Annotated in this window: 10 protein-coding genes; 5 read left to right on the plus strand and 5 right to left on the minus strand. The window is 71.3% G+C overall.

All coding sequences use genetic code 11. The features are described 5' to 3' along the window. The first annotated feature begins 34 nt into the window (after positions 1-34). The 5 genes from FKN01_RS16155 to FKN01_RS16175 all read left to right on the plus strand — a co-directional run bounded on the left by FKN01_RS16155 (position 35) and on the right by FKN01_RS16175 (position 7834). A complete protein-coding gene (locus FKN01_RS16155) occupies positions 35-1609 on the plus strand; it encodes a class I adenylate-forming enzyme family protein (RefSeq protein WP_143620962.1) in 1575 nt (524 codons plus the stop codon). 79 nt (positions 1610-1688) lie between these two features. Next, the gene (locus FKN01_RS16160) at positions 1689-3062 is read left to right on the plus strand and encodes an MFS transporter (protein ID WP_143620964.1); all 1374 of its coding nucleotides are present in this window, start codon (positions 1689-1691) and stop codon (positions 3060-3062) included. Next, complete coding sequence (locus FKN01_RS16165; protein ID WP_260696911.1) at positions 3055-5142, plus strand: molybdopterin oxidoreductase family protein; 2088 nt, start codon at positions 3055-3057, stop codon at positions 5140-5142. The genes FKN01_RS16160 and FKN01_RS16165 overlap by 8 nt, the downstream gene beginning before the upstream one ends. After that, a complete protein-coding gene (locus FKN01_RS16170) occupies positions 5124-6572 on the plus strand; it encodes an FAD-dependent oxidoreductase (RefSeq protein WP_185992862.1) in 1449 nt (482 codons plus the stop codon). Before FKN01_RS16165 ends, FKN01_RS16170 begins: the two co-directional genes overlap by 19 nt. Then, positions 6569-7834 (plus strand): NAD(P)/FAD-dependent oxidoreductase, encoded by a 1266-nt coding sequence (locus FKN01_RS16175; protein WP_143620966.1) that lies wholly within the window; start codon positions 6569-6571, stop codon positions 7832-7834. The genes FKN01_RS16170 and FKN01_RS16175 overlap by 4 nt, the downstream gene beginning before the upstream one ends. A gap of 264 nt (positions 7835-8098) precedes the next feature. Here FKN01_RS16175 and FKN01_RS16180 read toward each other — a convergent pair whose 3' ends face one another. From FKN01_RS16180 to FKN01_RS16200, 5 genes are all read right to left on the minus strand, one after another. Continuing rightward, positions 8099-8455: a tRNA-binding protein gene (locus FKN01_RS16180; RefSeq protein ID WP_143620968.1), complete on the minus strand. Its 357-nt coding sequence runs from the start codon at positions 8453-8455 to the stop codon at positions 8099-8101. Continuing rightward, entirely contained in the window at positions 8448-9362 is a 915-nt protein-coding gene (locus FKN01_RS16185) for a 2OG-Fe dioxygenase family protein (RefSeq protein WP_143620970.1), read from the minus strand. Before FKN01_RS16185 ends, FKN01_RS16180 begins: the two co-directional genes overlap by 8 nt. Further along, entirely contained in the window at positions 9349-10470 is a 1122-nt protein-coding gene (locus tag FKN01_RS16190) for an EamA family transporter (protein ID WP_313906153.1), read from the minus strand. Before FKN01_RS16190 ends, FKN01_RS16185 begins: the two co-directional genes overlap by 14 nt. Before the next feature lie 51 nt (positions 10471-10521). Continuing rightward, entirely contained in the window at positions 10522-12072 is a 1551-nt protein-coding gene (locus FKN01_RS16195; protein ID WP_143620974.1) for a class I adenylate-forming enzyme family protein, read from the minus strand. A 330-nt stretch (positions 12073-12402) separates the two neighbouring features. Beyond that, a complete protein-coding gene (locus FKN01_RS16200; RefSeq protein ID WP_143620976.1) occupies positions 12403-14223 on the minus strand; it encodes an acetolactate synthase large subunit in 1821 nt (606 codons plus the stop codon). Positions 14224-14229: the final 6 nt, after the last annotated feature.

The following is a 14229-nucleotide window of genomic DNA, read 5'->3' on the forward strand; positions in this document are numbered from 1 at the left end:
AGTCGGCGTATCCATCTGACGAGAGCTTGGACACATGCTGCTGCAGCGCATCGCCAACCGGGGCATCCGGCTGGGCACCCTCTTTGAGCGGGCCGCGGCCCTGCACCCGGCGAACATCATGGTCCTCGACCATGATCTCGACATCGCACCGCAGTTGGGGCGCCGGGCCACGATTGCCGAGATCGCCGACCTGGTGGACGACTACGCCGCCCGGCTGTGGGCGGCGAAGGTCCGGGCCGGCGACCGGGTCGTCGTCTACAAGAGCGACGGATTCGACATCACACTGCTGTCCTGCGCCATCTCCCGCATCGGCGCGGTCCCGGTCCTGTTCTCGGCGAAGCTGGACGGCGCCACCGCGGCCGAGCTGGTGCGCCGCACCGACCGCCCCTTCCTCGTCACCGATCAGACGAAGCTGGAGCATGAACTGCCCGACGGGACCTTCGAGCTGGCCAGCCGTGTCCTGCTGACCTCCGGCACCCACGAGGCCGCGGTGGACCTGCACGGACTCGCCGGGTCCCCACGGGTACCCACGACAATCATGCCCCCCGAGCACCCGGCACTGATCACGCACACCTCGGGCACCACGGGCATCCCCAAGCTCGCCGTGCACACCGGCCGTACGCTGCAGGCCCGGTACCGGCCGCAGGCATCGATCATCAAGCCGCTGATCCGCAACCGCGAGACCATCGCCATGCACGTGTCCTTCGTCCACTCACGCCTGTTCACCGCCCTGGCGATATCGCTGCTGCGCGGGTTCCCCGTCGTGATGCTCGCCGATTCGGCGCCTGCTCAGGTCGCCGACCTCTTCGCCCGGATGAAGCCGGGCATCCTCGAGGCGCATCCCAACTCCTTCATGGAGTGGGAGGCGATGGCCGATGACCCGCGCGGACCGCTGTCCAACGTCACCTTGTTCAGCAGTACGTTCGACGCCATCCACCCGCGCACGGTGCACCGCCTGCTGCGCGCCTCCAAGCGCCGGGCGCCCATATTCGGCCAGCTCTACGGACAGAGCGAGGTGGGCCCGGCGGTCGTCCGGGGCTTCACCCGTCGGCGTTCCCTCGACGAGGACGGCCGGTGCGTGGGCGTCCCGTTCCCCGGTATGACGCAAGTGCGCGTCGTCAGCCGGGACGGCAACCCGCCCTCGGCGGCCAACCCGGGCTTCATCGAGGTCCGCAGCGACGGCCGGATCGTCACGTACCTGGACGAACAAGAACGCTATGACCAGCAGGTGTCCGAGGGCGGCTGGTGGCGCATGGGCGACGTCGGTTACCGCACCAAGTGGGGCTGCGTGCACCTGCTCGATCGCGAGGTCGACGTGATCGAGGGTTTCGGCTCGACCCTGGCCGCCGAGGACGCCCTCTTCGGCAAGCTGGAGGACCTGGCCGAGGTCATCATCATCCCCGGGCCGGACGGTCGTGCCGTTCCGGTCGTCTGCACCAAGGACGACAAGCCGCTCGACCTGGCTGCCTGGAAGGCGGCCTGCTCGGGGCTCCCGCCGATGGCCGAACCCGTGCAGTGGCGGATCGGGGAGCTGCCGCAGACCGCGACCACCAAGATCAAGCGCCTGGAGCTGGCCGAACTGGTCGCGGCCCGGTCCGCGCAGAAGTAGCCGACCGGGGCGGGGCACCGTCGTACGCGTGCGGGCGCACCACGGGAACACCGATCCCGCAGATGAGGAGTAACACACCGTGAGACGGAGTGTTTCGAGCCGCGAGGTCGTTCGGTGGGACCCGGAGGACCGGGAGTTCTGGCAACGGCACGGCCGCCGGATCGCACGGCGCAACCTCGCCCTTTCGGTGCTCTGTGAGCACATCGGGTTCTCCGTGTGGAGCATGTGGTCCGTCCTGGTGCTCTTCATGTCACCCCGGATCGGTCTCGGGTTCTCGCCGAGTGAGAAGTTCCTGCTCGTGGTGGTGCCCACCGTCGTCGGGGGAGTGCTGCGGATTCCGTACAGCTACGCCGTGACCCGCTTCGGCGGCCGGAACTGGACGGTGTGCTCCACCGCCGTGCTGCTCGTACCGGCCTCGTTGACGACGTACTTCGTGCAGCGTCCGGGCACCCCGCTCTGGGTGTTCGTGGCCATCGGAGCGGCCACCGGCCTGGGCGGGGCAAACTTCGCCTCGTCGATGACGAACCTCTCCGCCTTCTTCCCGCAGCGCCACCAGGGCTGGGCTCTCGGGCTCAACGCGGGCGGTGGCAATCTGGGGGTGGCGGTGATCCAGCTGCTGAGCCTGCTGGTCATCGCCACGGCCGGCGACACCCATCCCGCCTACGTCACCTCGGTCTACCTGCCCTTGATCGTGATCGCGGCGCTGCTGGCCGCGATGAGAATGGACAACGTGAGCGTCGCTCGCGCCGAGCCCGGCACCCGGCGCGAGGCGATGCGCAGCCGGCACACGTGGGCGATATCTCTCCTCTACATCGGCACGTTCGGCTCGTTCATCGGCTTCGGGTTCGCCTTCGGGCTGGTTCTGCAGACGGAGTTCGGTGCCACTCCGGCGCAGGCCGCCTCGTACACGTTCCTGGGGCCTCTGCTCGGGTCGGTGTTCCGTCCGCTGGGCGGACGGGCGGCGGACAGGTGGGGCGGGGCACAGGTCACCTTCGTCGCGTTCGCCGCCATGGCAGCGGGCACCGCGGTCCTTCTCGTGGCGTCGTCCCGGGGCTCCTTCGGGCTGTTCGTCGCGGGGTTCACCGTCCTGTTCGTCCTCACCGGGCTCGGCAACGGCTCCACCTACAAAATGATCCCCACGGCCTTCGCCCGACAGGCCGAGCGCGAGGTGGTGGCGGGCAGGGACGCCCGGAGCGCCTTCGACCGGGCCCGACGGATGTCGGGAGCCGTGCTCGGAATCGCGGGAGCGGCGGGCGCGCTGGGCGGGGCGCTGGTCAACCTCGTCTTCCGCGCGACCTACAGCAGCGGCGGCAGCGGCTCGACCGCCTTCGTGACGTTCCTTGTCTGCTACGCGGGGTGCATGGTGCTGACATGGAGGCTGTATCTGCGCGGTGGGCACCGCCGCGAGGGTACGGGACCGTCCGCGCTGCGAGAAGGCGTCGGCCGTGTCTGATCCGGACGAGGTGCGGACCCACTGCCCCTACTGCGCCCTGCAGTGCGGCACCGTACTGGCGCGGAAGGGCGAGGACCGGGTGTCGGTGCGGCCCGACGACGCCTTTCCGGTCAACCAGGGCGGCTTGTGCCGCAAGGGCTGGACGGCGCCCGCCGTGCTGGAGGTCCACGACCGGTTGCGTACGCCCCTGGTCCGCGCCGCGAACGGCGACCTGGCACCCGCGAGCTGGGACACCGCACTCGACACGGTCGCCGAACGGCTGCTGCGGATTCGCGCGGACCACGGCCCGGACGCCGTCGCGGTGTTCGGCGGCGGCGGACTGACCAACGAGAAGGCCTACCTGCTGGGCAAGTTCGCCCGCCTCGCGCTGGGCACCAGGAACATCGACTACAACGGCCGGTTCTGCATGGCCTCTGCCGCCGCGGCCGGCCGGGCCGCCTTCGGTGTCGACAGGGGCCTGCCGTTCCCCGTCGCCGATGTGGGCCGCGCCGACGTCGTCCTCCTCGCCGGCGCCAATCCCGCCGAGACGATGCCCCCGCTGATGCGACACCTGGAGCACCCGGATCTCGTCGTCATCGACCCACGCCGCACCCCGACGGCACGGGCCGCCGCACTGCACCTGCAACCGTCCCCCGGTACCGACCTCGCACTCGCGCTCGGCCTGCTGCACATCGCCGTGGTCGACGGCCTCATCGATGCCGACTACCTCCGTGCGCGCACGACCGGATTCGATGCCGCCCGGCAGACGGCGCTCTCCTGGTGGCCCGAGCGGGTGGAGCAGGTCACCGGTGTGCCGGTCCCCGCTCAACGGGAGGCCGTGCGGCGGCTGGCCTCGGCCCGCCGCGCCTACGTCCTCACCGGCCGCGGCGCCGAACAGCACAGCAAGGGCACCGACACGGTGGGGGCGTTCATCAACCTCGCTCTCGTGCTCGGACTGCCGGGCCGTGAAGGAAGCGGATACGGCACGCTGACCGGCCAGGGAAACGGCCAGGGCGGACGCGAACTCGGCCAGAAGTCGGACCAGTTGCCGGGCTCCCGGTCCATCACGGACCCGCGTGCCCGGACCGAGGTGGCCGAGGTCTGGGGAGTCTCGGCGGACGCTCTGCCGGGGGCCGGGCCGAGCGCCTACGAGCTGCTCGACTCGCTCGGCGCGCCCGGCGGTCCGCGCGCCCTGCTCGTCTTCGGCTCGAACCCCGTGGTCTCGGCGCCGCACGCCGGCAACGTGGCAGAACGCCTTGCCGCACTGGATCTCCTGGTGGTCGCCGACTTCGTCCCGTCGGAGACCGTCGCCCTGGCCGACGTGGTGTTCCCCGTCACGCAGTGGGCCGAGGAGGAGGGCACGCTCACCAACCTGGAGGGACGGGTGGTGCGCCGCCGTGCCCTGGTCCCGCCGCCTCCGGGCGTACGCAGTGATCTCGAAGTCCTCGGCGGGCTCGCCGCACGCCTGGGTGAACCGGCCGGGCGTTACCCGTCCCGTCCGAGTGCGGTGTTCGAGGAACTCCGGCGTGCCACGCGGGGCGGCCGGGCCGACTACTCGGGCGTGACCTACGCGCGCCTCGACGCGGGCGAGGCGCTGCACTGGCCCTGTCCGGAGCGGCCCGGTGAACCGCACCCCGGCACCCCGCGCCTGTTCCTCGACGGTTTCGCCCACAGTGACGGCCGGGCCCGGTTCGCCGATGTGGAGCACCGGCCGGCCGCGGAGACACCGGACTCCGCCTTCCCGCTGCTCGCCACCACCGGAAGGGTCCTGGCGCAGTACCAGTCCGGCGCTCAGACCCGCCGCGTCCCGGAGTTGAACGACGCGGCGGGCGAGATGTACGTGGAAGTGCACCCGGACACCATGCGCCGCTCGGGGCTCACCGACGGCGCTCTCGCGCGTGTCACCTCGGTGCGCGGCAGCACCGTGGCACGAGTGCGCGCGGTCGCCGACATGCGCCCCGACACCGTCTTCCTGCCGTTCCACTTCGCCGGGTCGGGCCGCGCGAATCTGCTCACCAACCCCGCCCTCGACCCACGGAGCAAGATGCCCGAGTTCAAGGTCTGCGCGGTGCGCATCGAGCCATGCCGGACGGCGTCGTGAACCATGTGGTGATCGTCGGCAACGGGCCCGCGGCCCATCGCCTCGTCCAGCGGTTGCACCACTACGGCCACCGGGGCACGGTCACGGTGCTGGGTGACGAACACCGGCCCGCCTACCACCGGCCGTTGCTGACATACGCGCTCGACGGGTCCGTACCCGCAGCGGCACTCACCCTGCCACCGCTCCCGGAGCCCGCGCGGGTGCGACTGGGCGTGCGGGTCGTCGCGATCGACCGGCGGCGGCAGCTGGTGCACACCACATCGCGGGCGGGCACCACAGCGCTGCGCTACGACACGCTGGTCCTGGCCACCGGAGCACAACCACGCGTGCCGGACATCACCGGTGTCCGCCACCATGACCGCACCCTGGCCCCAGGTGTACGGAGCCTGCGCACCCTCGATGACTGCGCGCCCTTCCCAGGGGCCACCGTGGTGGTCGGCGGCGGCGTGCTCGGTGCCGAGGCGGCGGCCGCACTGCGCCGCCGTGGCGCGGAGGTACTCCTCGTGCATGACGGTCCCCACCCGATGCACCGCCATCTGGACGCCGAAGTCGGACAGCTGCTGGCGAGGTGGCTGGAGGAACTGGGGGTGGAGGTCCGTGGCGGGCGCACCGTCGTCGCGTACGAACCGGGCAAGTCCGTACTCGACGACGGGTCCGCCGTACGCACCGACAACCTGTTGCTGTGCACCGGCATGCGGCCGGAGACCCGACTGGCATCCGCTGCCGGGATCACCGTCCGCACCGGCGTCGTGGTCGACGCGTTCCTGCGCACCGACGACCCGCGCATCCACGCCATCGGCGACTGCGCCGAGCCTCCTGCCGGGAGCCGGGGCACGGTCGCGGCCGCATGGGAACAGGCCGAGGTCCTGGCCGCCCTGCTCACCGGCCATGACGCGCGGTACGAGGGCACGCGCGCACCCGTCAGACCACGTCTGCCCGGAGCCGACCTGGCCTTCATGGGAGAGAGCCGGCGACCTCCCGGGGAGCGCGAAGGCACCCGGACGGTCACTTTCACCTTCACCGACCGCGCCGGGCGGCGGTACGCCCGGCTGACCCTGGAGGACCACAGAGTGCTCGGGGCCGTGCTGTTCGGTCTGCCCGAAGCAGCAGCGGCTGTGGGCCAGTGGTACGCGCAGGGGCGCCCCGTGCCTTCGGACCGGCTGGAGTTGCTGCTCGGCGCGGCCGCGGTGCCCCGCGGTGAGGACGAGCTGCCCGGCGACGCCGTCCTGTGCCACTGCAACCACGTCACCAAGGGGGAGTTGCTGCGGGCGTGGCACGCCTGTGCCGGGCAGTGGGCGGCTCTGGTGGAGACGACGCACGCCACCACCGGGTGCGGGACCTGCAAGGAGACCGTGCGCGGGCTGTGCGCCGACGCGTCCGTCCGGGCCGCGGTGCAGCCGCCCGCGAACGTGCCGGAGGAGGTGGCGTGACCCGCACACTGGTGGTGGTCGGACACGGCATGGTCGGACACCGTCTCGTCCGGGAGGTACGTGCGCTGGACCGGACCGATTCCTGGCGCGTCGTCGTGCTCGCCGAGGAACCATGGCCCGCCTACGACCGGATGGCCCTGTCCTCCTGGTTCGACGTCCCGGAGGGCAGGGATCTGACGCTGACCCCGTCCTTCGGCTCCGGCGACCCGATGGTGGAACTGCGCACGGCGAATCCGGTGCACCGTATCGACAGGACGGGCCGTACGGTGCACTGCGCCGACGGCCCGGGCATCCCGTACGACGCTCTGGTGCTGGCAACGGGGTCACGTCCGTTCGTGCCCCCCGTGCCCGGCCGGGACGCGGCCGGCTGCTTCACGTACCGGACCCTGGACGACCTGCGGGCGATCCGGGCCGCGGCCGTCGCGGGGCGGCCCGGTGTGGTGATCGGCGGCGGCCTGCTCGGCCTGGAGGCGGCCAATGCCCTCAGGCACCTCGGGATGCGGGTCGACATCGTGGAGGTCGCTCCTCGTCTGATGCCTCAGCAGGTCGATGCGGAGGGCGGCGGTCTGCTCGCCTCACTCGTCGGCGATCTGGGCGTGCGTGTCCACTGCGCGGCGGTGACCGATGAGCTGGAGAGCGGCCCGGACGGGCGGGTGCGCGGTGTCCGGCTCGCCGACGGCACGGTGCTGCCCGCGGAACTGGTGGTCTTCTCCGCCGGCATCCGTCCGCGGGACGAACTCGCCGGGCCGGCCGGGCTGCCGCTGGGGCCGCGCGGCGGCTTCCTCGTCGACGGCCGGCTGCGCACCGAGGACGAACGCGTCTGGGCGATCGGAGAGTGTGCCGCCCTGCACGGCCGGTGCCACGGCCTCGTCGCCCCGGGCCACCGGATGGCCGCATCCGTCGCCCGGCAGCTGCTCTCACTCGACGATCGTCCCTTCACCGTGCCGGCCCCGGCGACCCGCTTGAAGGTGCTCGGTGTGGACGTGGCGAGTTTCGGTGATGCGCTCGCCACGACCGAGGGCGCGCTGGAACTGGCCCAGAGCGATCACGCGGCCGGCAGCTATCTCAAGGTCGTGCTCTCGGCCGACGCGAGTCGTCTGCTCGGGGGCATCCTGATCGGGGACACCCGCGCCTACCCCGACCTGCTGGCCCGCCTCGGACGCCCGCTCCCCGCCACGGCCCCGCCACGTCTCATGCCGGACCCGGTGACCACCGTGCCCTTGCTGGCCCCGGGGCCGGGGCCCGCGGCGCGCACGGCGTGATCCGTCACGCGCACTGCTGGCCCGGTGCCGGGCCGGCTCCGGTGGAGCGGCCACGGCGTCGTCGGCAGGGCAACGGGCGGCCCCCGGCCGTACCGGCGGGGCCGACGCGGAGGTCTCCGCCCTCTCCTGCCCGCCGCCTGAGGGGCGGACGCCGGCCGCAGACGGTTCGGGTTCCGCCGGACGGCACCGGGTGGTACTGCCCGGCAGGGTGAGGTGCCCGAGCGCGACCGCCGCCCCGGCGCATGTGCCGGGGCGGCGATCCGCTCAGAGCAGGCGCAGGCCCGGGGTGACGTCGCGGTCGGGGGCGATCAGGGCGACGTCGCCGCCGCGTTCGCCAGGAACGCCCAGAACGAGCACTTCGGACATGAAGTCGGCGATCTGCCGGGGCGGCAGATTCACGACAGCCATGACCTGCCGGTCCTTGAGGTCCTCCACGGTGTACAGGTCGGTGACCTGGGCGCTGGACTTCCGTACGCCCAGTTCGGGTCCGAAGTCGACCCACAGCTTGTAGGCGGGCCTGCGCGCCTTTTCGAACGGCTCTGCGCGGACGACGCGGCCGACACGGATGTCGACGGCGAGGAACCCCTCGATGGTCGTCTGTTGTGGCACGGACTCAGTCATGACGGGATCCTGCCTCATGGTCGAGGTAGTCGACCGACATCGGCAGGCCGACATGCCGTCCCAGGGAGTCGTACGGATAGGAGACGTGGCCCTCCATCGCCGGCTTGCGCGTGAAGAAGACCAGCATGTCGCGAGTGGACCTCTGCTGCGGATCCAGCGCCCGCACCGGAGAGAGGCTGTGCTTGCGCTCGTGGTCGACGACCAGCATCGTGTCCAGGAAATGGCGGTGCTGGCAGCTGCCCACCACCAGGTCCGGATCTGCCTTGTCCCAGGCCACGGCGTTCTCCTGCCGCATGTCGTGCAGGTAGGTGACCGCGCTGTCCTCGGTCATGTTCCGGGTGCCGAGCAGGGTGGTCATGGTGTGGTCCACGCCGTCGCTGTGCACGCCTTCGAGGGCCGGCTCGCCGACGAGCTCGGGCGTGGTGACGGTGCGCAGGTGGAACAGGGTGCACACCCAGTGCGGGCTGTCGTAGTCCATCCCCGGGCGCTGCTCGATGTCGACGCCGCGGGCCATGAACTCGTTGATGCGCAGAAGCTGCTGGAAGGCGGTGTTCAGTTGCAGGTCGTTCTCGACCTCGTCGAACTTCCTTATCTGCCCGGAGTCATGGCGTACGAAGTCCTCTTCGGCGGACAGGACGAACGGCTGGAACTCACCGCGCTCGATGCGCCGCTGCTCACCGTCGTAGACGAAGCGGCAGTTCTTCGACTCGCGGAACGGCAGCGTAGGGTCCACACCGAGGTGGTCGCTGACGGACTTCAGCTGTTCGAGGTCGGCGTCGGTGGCGCCGAGCCCCTTGAGCAGCTCGACGACGCGTGCGCCGTCGATGAAGACCATTCGGTTGCGTACGTACTCGCCCTTGATCTTCTCCAGTTCCGACAGGGTCCGGGAAATGTCAAGAGTGTTCATGCGGTTCCTTTCTCATGAGGTGTGGCGCGGCCGCTTCTTCGAGGGCCACATCGGGAGGCGGGTGAGCGGTGCGCTCGTGCGGGGCGTACCGCCCACCGGAGACGTCCGGTCTGCCGGCTGTCGCCAGACAGAGAACAGCGCTCAGCATCAGGACCGTGCCGGTGACGCCGAGGGGGGTGAGCCGCTCGCCGAGCAGGGTGACGCCGATCGCGGCGGCGGCCAGCGGTTCGACCAGAGCGACGACGGAGGCGGTCGCGGCCGGCACGGTGCGCAGGCCCGCGAAGAACAACGGGAACGCGAGTGCCGTGGGCACCAGGCCGAGGTAGAGCACCGGCATGACAGCGTCGAGCTCTCGGCCCGCCGCGGGCAGTGGGCCTTCGGCCAGCGCGAGGGGCAGCAGGCACAGGGTTCCGACCGCGAAACCGAGCGGGAGGGATTCCAAGGTCCTGGCCGCGCCGGATGATGTGCGGCTGCCCTGCGCGCGTCCCAGGAGGGTGATGCCCGCGTAGCCGGTGGCGGAGAGAAGCGCGTAGCCGAGACCGAGCACGGGTTCGGGGCCGACCGCGCTGTCCGCCCCCGAGGCCAGGAGGACCAGCCCCAGCACACCGGCGGCCAGAGCGGCCAGAGCACCGGCTCCGATCCGTTCGGCGAGCAGCAGGCGGGCGCCGGCGGCGACCAGTACGGGGCCGGAGCCGAGTGTCACCACGGTCGCGACGGTGAGGCCGGCCTGCTCCACCGAGGCGAAGTAGGCGGTCTGGTAGACCGCCAGTCCGCACCCGGTCGTCAGGATCTGACGCCGGTGGGAACGAAGCGTCCGCCACAGTGAAGCGTCGCCGGCCCGCGTGGCGGCCCGGCCGCGCCCGAGTGCGCGGAACAGGAGCAGCAGCAGGGTGCCGGTGAGGAATCGCCAGCACGACACCGCGGCCGGGCCCAGCCCGGCGTCCCTGTACAGCAGGGCCGCGGCTGCGCCTCCGGTCCCCCACGCCGTCGCTGCGCAAGCTATGTAAATGACACCACTGCGGGCCGAGACGCCTGCGGTGGCCGCAGCACTCGCACTCATCTCTGTTCGCTCTCCGTCAGGAAGAAGGTCACCCGGAACGCCCGGCATCCGGTCGAGGTCTTGTTCGAAAGACGGGTCTGCCCCGTGGCTGTCGGCGTGTCACCCGAGCAGTCTGGCCAGCTCCAAGCGCTTCACCTTCGTGGTCGCGGTGTGCGGAAGCTCGTCCAGCCGACGTTGCAACGGCGGCGCCAGCTCGGGGAGGTCGGCGACGGCCGAGCGCCACCGGGCGTGATCCAGCGGCTGGTCGTCGCGGGTGCACACCACCGGCACCGGCACACCGGCGGAGTCCGGGATGACGATGACCTCGATGAGCTCCGGCAGCCGGGTGAACAGCTTGTCCTCCAGCTCCAAGGTGCTGTTGATCCCGGGGATCTCGTCCACCTCACGGTCCAGCAGGTGGAGGCAGCCCCATTTGGTCCGGTAGCCGAGATCTCCCATGCGCCACCAGCCGCCCTCGGAGAACTGGTCGTCAAAGCGCTGCTGCTCTCCGAGGTACGTCATGATCCGCCCGGCGCTGCGTGCCTCGATGCGCCCCGGGTTGTCCTTGGCCGGGGCACGGCCGTTCCGGCTGACCACCCTGAGCTCCGTGAGCCCGGGGAAGTTCCGGCCCACGCAGCGGCCGTCCGCGCTCTCGCGGTGGCGGCGGGTGTAGGTGCGCGCGGCGATCGCGCCCGTCTCGCTCTGGCCGTAGGTCTGGGCGAAGAACGGCAGGTTCCGTTCCGAGGCCGCGAGCAGGCTCGCCACGGTACGCGGATGGATGGCGTCGAAGGTGTTGCTGAAGCAACGTACTCGCGCCAGCGGCCGGGCCGGGTGGTGCGCCAGGCTCTCCCAGTGCAGCAGGGTGTTGGGGTGGGACTCGATCACCCCCGGAGGAACCCGGGCGAAGAGCTCGGCCGCGCGCTCGGGATCGTCGTCGCGCATCATGATCAGGGGGTGCCCCCGCAGCGCGAACAGCGCGGCTCCACTGATCATCCGGGAGTGTGCGAAGGAGACGTGTACGGCGATGGGTTCGTGCCGGCCGACCGGCGCCAGCAGAGTGGACTGCGGGCGGCAGCGCGCCTGGATCGTGCGGCCCGACTGCACCGCCAGCTTCGGCAGTCCGGTCGTCCCCGAGGTGTGGGTGATCAGTGCCGGCAGGTCCTGCGGCATGGTGACCGCAGGCACCCGAGGAGTCCCCGCCAGCTCGGCCAGCGCGCACGCACCGGGGAAGGTGCCCGCGGCCGTGATCACCCGCTCGGCCAGGTCGAAGACCTCGGAGGGCAGCTCCTGCTCCAGCTTGGCCTGGTCGGTGACCAGCGCGGGCCGGTCGAGCCGTTCCAGCAGCCGGGCGGTCGTGGCGCCGTCCAGCTTCGGTGAGAGCAGCACCGGAACCGCACCGACGCGTGCCACGCAGTAGGCGAGCAGGGAGATGTCGAAGTTGTCGGACTTGTGGACCACGACGCGGTCCCCCGGCCGCACCCGGGCCGCCCAGAGCCGGGAGGCGAAGTCGTCGATCAGATCGGCTATCTCGGTCAGGGTGAGCCGACGGCCCAGCTCCGGCGCCACATCCAGGTCATGGTCCAGGTAGACGGGGCTTGCGGGATGCCGGGCGGCGGCGCGGTCGAAGACCGTGCCGAGCCGGATGCCCTTGCCGACGCGTTGCAAGATCATGTTTCTCTTTCCCTCGGTTGGAGCCGACTGGGCCAGAACGAGGTACGCCGGGTACGAGGGCAGGGTGGGCGTGGGAGGTGCTCCACGGCGGGCCTGCCCGGCCGTCACCCGGCTCTGCCGGGGAAGGCGGCAGTTCTCGTAGCGGCGGAGCGCGGAGCCTCGCCGGAGATTCTGTGCTCCGCGCCGGGCGGGGGGCCACCGCCGGTGCCGCACTGTGTCAACTCCGCCGCGGTCTCGTGCGCCCCGGGGGGCCCGGCGCCCTCATGGGCTGAGCGCCGGGTCCGTGGGCCGGCGTCGCTGCGCGCGTCGTCGCCCGTCGCCGAGGGCCCTTCAGTCCGTCTCGTCGCCGAAGTCGGGACGCATGCCCCGGGCGACCTGGATGTCGTCGTTGCTGGCGCCGGCCGCGACCATGGGCCAGACCATGGCGTCCTCGTGCACGACGAAATCGATGACGACGGGGCGGTCGTCGATCGCGTTGGCCTTCTCGATGACCGCGTCGAGTTCGGCGGGGCTCTCGCAGCGCAGGCCGACACAGCCCATCGCCTCGGCGAGCAGGACGAAGTCGGGGACACGAGTGCCGGTGGCAGGAAGCCCCGCGTCTCCCGCACTCCCCTTCTTCAGAGCGGTGTTGCTGTACCGCCCGCCGTAGAAGAGGGTCTGCCACTGACGGACCATGCCCAGAGCACCGTTGTTGATGACCGCGACCTTGATCGGGATGTTGTTGAGCGCACAGGTGACCAGTTCCTGGTTGGTCATCTGGAAGCACCCGTCCCCGTCGACGGCCCAGACGGTGGCCTCGGGCCGGCCGGCTTTCGCGCCCATCGCCGCGGGGACCGCGTATCCCATGGTTCCCGCGCCGCCGGAGTTGAGCCAGGTGCGGGGCTGCTCGAAGGTGAGGAACTGCGAGGCCCACATCTGGTGCTGTCCCACACCGGACGCGAAGACCGTGCCCTCGGGGGCCAGTTGGCCGATGCGCTCGATGACCTGCTGGGGCGACAGCAGCCCGTCGGGTGCCGGCGGATAACCGAGGGGGTAGCGGTCCCGCCAGTCGCGCAGCTGGTCCCACCAGGCGGAGCAGTCCGCGCGCCCACCATTCTCGTGGCAGGCCCGCACCGCCTCAGCCAGTTCCGCCAGGACCGCGCGGGCGTCACCGACGATGGGCACGTCGGCATGTCGGATCTTGCCGATCTCGGACGGGTCGATGTCCGCGTGCACGATGGTCGCCCCGGGGGCGAAGGTGTCCGCCCTGCCGGTGACCCGATCGTCGAAGCGGGCGCCGATCGCGAGGATGAGGTCCGCCTTCTGCAACGCGGTGACGGCGGCGACGGTACCGTGCATGCCTGGCATCCCCAGGTTCCGCGGGTCGGAGTCCGGCAGCGCGCCCAGGGCCATCAGCGTGGTGGTCACCGGGATGTCGGTCAGATCGACGAGGGCCCGCAGTTCGGCGGCGGCCCCTGCCTTCAGCACCCCGCCGCCGACGTACAGCACCGGGCGCTCGGCACCCACGAGGAGTTCGGCCGCCTGCCGGATCTGCTTGGTGTGCGGCTGCGCGACGACCCGGTAGCCGGACAGGTCGGCCCGGGGCTGCCACGTGAAGGCCGTACTGCCCTGGAGGGCGTCCTTGGTGATGTCCACCAGGACCGGGCCGGGACGTCCGGTGCCGGCGATCTGGAAGGCCGCGGCGATCGTCTGCGGGATCTCGTCCGCGTCGGTCACCAGAAAGTTGTGCTTCGTGATCGGCAGGGTGATGCCGCAGATATCGGCCTCCTGGAAGGCATCGGTGCCGATCAGGGACGACGGCACCTGCCCGGTGATCGCGACGATCGGCACCGAGTCCATGTGCGCGTCGGCGATCGCCGTGACCAGGTTGGTGGCCCCCGGGCCGGAGGTGGCCATGCAGACCCCGACCTTGCCGGTGGCCTGTGCGTAGCCGGTGGCGGCGTGCCCGGCGCCCTGCTCGTGCCGGACCAGGATGTGGCGCAGCGCCGTCGAGTCCATCAGCGGGTCGTAGGCGGGCAGGATCGCACCGCCCGGGATACCGAAGACCGTGTCCACGCCGACGGCTTCGAGCGAGCGGACCAGGGCCTGTGCACCCGTCATGAGCTGCGGGTCCGACAGAAGCGGGAATTCGGTGGGCGACTGCTGGATCATCAGGGC

It is taken from the genome of Streptomyces sp. 130 (assembly GCF_007096885.1).
Taxonomy (GTDB): domain Bacteria; phylum Actinomycetota; class Actinomycetes; order Streptomycetales; family Streptomycetaceae; genus Streptomyces.

Bases quoted from the DNA above. Each gene is read 5' to 3' on its own strand.
- FKN01_RS16190 (WP_313906153.1), bottom strand. From the start codon at position 10,470: ATGCCGGGCGTTCCGGGTGACCTTCTTCCTGACGGAGAGCGAACAGAG.
- FKN01_RS16155 (WP_143620962.1), top strand. From the start codon at position 35: ATGCTGCTGCAGCGCATCGCCAACCGGGGCATCCGGCTGGGCACCCTC.
- FKN01_RS16170 (WP_185992862.1), top strand. From the start codon at position 5,124: ATGCCGGACGGCGTCGTGAACCATGTGGTGATCGTCGGCAACGGGCCC.
- FKN01_RS16195 (WP_143620974.1), bottom strand. From the start codon at position 12,072: ATGATCTTGCAACGCGTCGGCAAGGGCATCCGGCTCGGCACGGTCTTC.
- FKN01_RS16180 (WP_143620968.1), bottom strand. From the start codon at position 8,455: ATGACTGAGTCCGTGCCACAACAGACGACCATCGAGGGGTTCCTCGCC.
- FKN01_RS16185 (WP_143620970.1), bottom strand. From the start codon at position 9,362: ATGAACACTCTTGACATTTCCCGGACCCTGTCGGAACTGGAGAAGATC.
- FKN01_RS16200 (WP_143620976.1), bottom strand. From the start codon at position 14,223: ATGATCCAGCAGTCGCCCACCGAATTCCCGCTTCTGTCGGACCCGCAG.